The following is a 1,947-nucleotide window of genomic DNA, read 5'->3' on the forward strand; positions in this document are numbered from 1 at the left end:
GCCGCACGACCTGGTGGTGCTCGGCAGCAGGCCTAGACCCTCACCCCCGCGCTGGGCGTGACGTTGTGCACGCCCGCACCGGCGTGTCGCGTGCACAACGTCACGCTCAGCGGCGAGGACGCACGACGGCCCCGGGAGACAGCGCTCCCGGGGCGTGCGTCGGGGGTGGGTCAGAGCTTGGTGCCCGACGAGCGCAGCGCCTGGCACGCCTCGACGACGCGCGCGGCCATGCCGGCCTCGGCCGCCTTGCCCCAGGCGCGCGGGTCGTACGTCTTCTTGTTGCCGACCTCGCCGTCGATCTTCAGCACGCCGTCGTAGTTGCTCAGCATGTGGCCGGCGACCGGACGGGTGAACGCGTACTGGGTGTCGGTGTCGACGTTCATCTTGATGACGCCGTAGTCGACCGCCGCGGCGATCTCCTCGGGCAGCGAGCCCGAGCCGCCGTGGAAGACCAGGTCGAAGGGACGGTCGACGCCGTACTTCTCGCCGACGACGTCCTGGGCCTGCTTGAGGATCTCCGGGCGCAGCTTGACGTTGCCCGGCTTGTAGACGCCGTGCACGTTGCCGAACGTGAGCGCGGTCAGGTAGCGGCCCTTCTCACCGACGCCGAGCGCGGCCGCGGTCGCCAGCGCGTCCTCGGCGGTCGTGTAGAGGTGCTCGCCCATGCCGCCCTCGACGCCGTCCTCCTCGCCACCGACGACGCCGATCTCGACCTCGAGCACGACCTTGGCCGCCGCGGCCGCCGCCAGCAGCTCCTCGGCGATCTGCAGGTTCTCCTCCAGGGCGACCGCCGAGCCGTCCCACATGTGCGACTGGAAGTACGGCAGGCCGCCGGCCTGGACCCGCTCGGTGGACGCCGCCAGCAGCGGGCGGACGAAGCCGTCCAGCTTGTCCTTGGGGCAGTGGTCGGTGTGGAGCGCGACGTTGACCGGGTACTTCTTGGCCACCTCCTGCGCGAAGGCGGCGAAGGCCAGCGAGCCGGAGACCATGTTCTTGACCGTCGGGCCGGAGAGGTACTCGGCGCCGCCGGTGGAGATCTGGATGATGCCGTCGCTCTCGGCCTCGGCGAAGCCGGCGAGCGCCGCGTTCAGGGTCTGCGACGAGGAGACGTTGATGGCCGGGTACGCGAACTTCTCGCGCTTGGCCTTGTCGAGCATCTCGGCGTAGATCTCAGGGGTGGCGACGGGCATGAGGGCTCCTCTGTGCGGTTCTCGCTCGGCGGGTTGCGTCGATCACACCATAGTGCCGAGGCGCCGGGCCGCGACGCGGGCCGCGACCTGCACCGGGTCCCACACCGACGAGAACGGCGGGGCGTACGCGAGGTCGGTCATGGCCAGGTCGTCGACGGTCGTGGACGTCCACAGCGCCATCGCCAGGGTGTCGATGCGCCACCCCGCGCCCTGGCGTCCGACGATCTGCGCGCCGACTGGCAGGCGGCTGCCGCGGTCGACGACCAGGCGCAGCGTCAGCTGCTCGGCGCCGGGGAAGTAGCCCGCCGACGTCGTGGACTCGATGGTGGCGACCACCGGGTCGAGCCCCGCGTCGCGCGCGGCCGACTCGCTGAGCCCGGTGACCGCGATCTCCAGGTCGCAGACCTTGGTGATGGCGGTGCCGACGACCCCGGCGAACGGCACGCCGCGCAGGGACTCGTCGCCGGTCACGGCGGCCGCGATCGCGCGTCCGGCGACCAGGCCCTGCTTGTTCGCGTGGGTGCCTAGCGGCACGTGGACGAGCTCGCCGGTGAGCCGGTGGCGGGTCACGACGCAGTCGCCCGGCCGCCCCAGACCCGGTCGTGGCCGGGGACGGCCTGGTGCTCGTCGACGACGATGCCGCCCTTCGCCCCGAGCTCGACGGCGTCGGGCGACGAGCTCGTTGCGCGCGGTGACGCCCAGCCCCAGCACGACGAGGTCGGCGTCGTGCACGCCGCCGTCGGTCTCGACGCCGGTG

General features: G+C 72.3%; 3 protein-coding genes. All 3 read right to left on the bottom strand.

The genetic code is table 11. The features are described 5' to 3' along the window. Positions 1 to 170: 170 nt before the first annotated feature. Positions 171 to 1,190 carry a class II fructose-bisphosphate aldolase gene (gene fbaA / locus AC2W7G_RS14945; protein WP_485869136.1) on the bottom strand — a complete coding sequence of 340 codons (1,020 nt, stop codon included), beginning with the start codon at positions 1,188 to 1,190 and terminating at the stop codon, positions 171 to 173. Positions 1,191 to 1,232: 42 nt separating this feature from the next. Beyond that, a complete protein-coding gene (locus tag AC2W7G_RS14950) occupies positions 1,233 to 1,760 on the bottom strand; it encodes an NAD(P)/FAD-dependent oxidoreductase (protein ID WP_485869137.1) in 528 nt (175 codons plus the stop codon). After that, on the bottom strand, positions 1,757 to 1,947 hold a 191-nt coding region (locus AC2W7G_RS14955; RefSeq protein WP_485869138.1), incomplete at its 5' end, for a hypothetical protein. The genes AC2W7G_RS14955 and AC2W7G_RS14950, both read right to left, overlap by 4 nt.

It is taken from the genome of Aeromicrobium sp. PFPM2_SD2 (assembly GCF_057364525.1).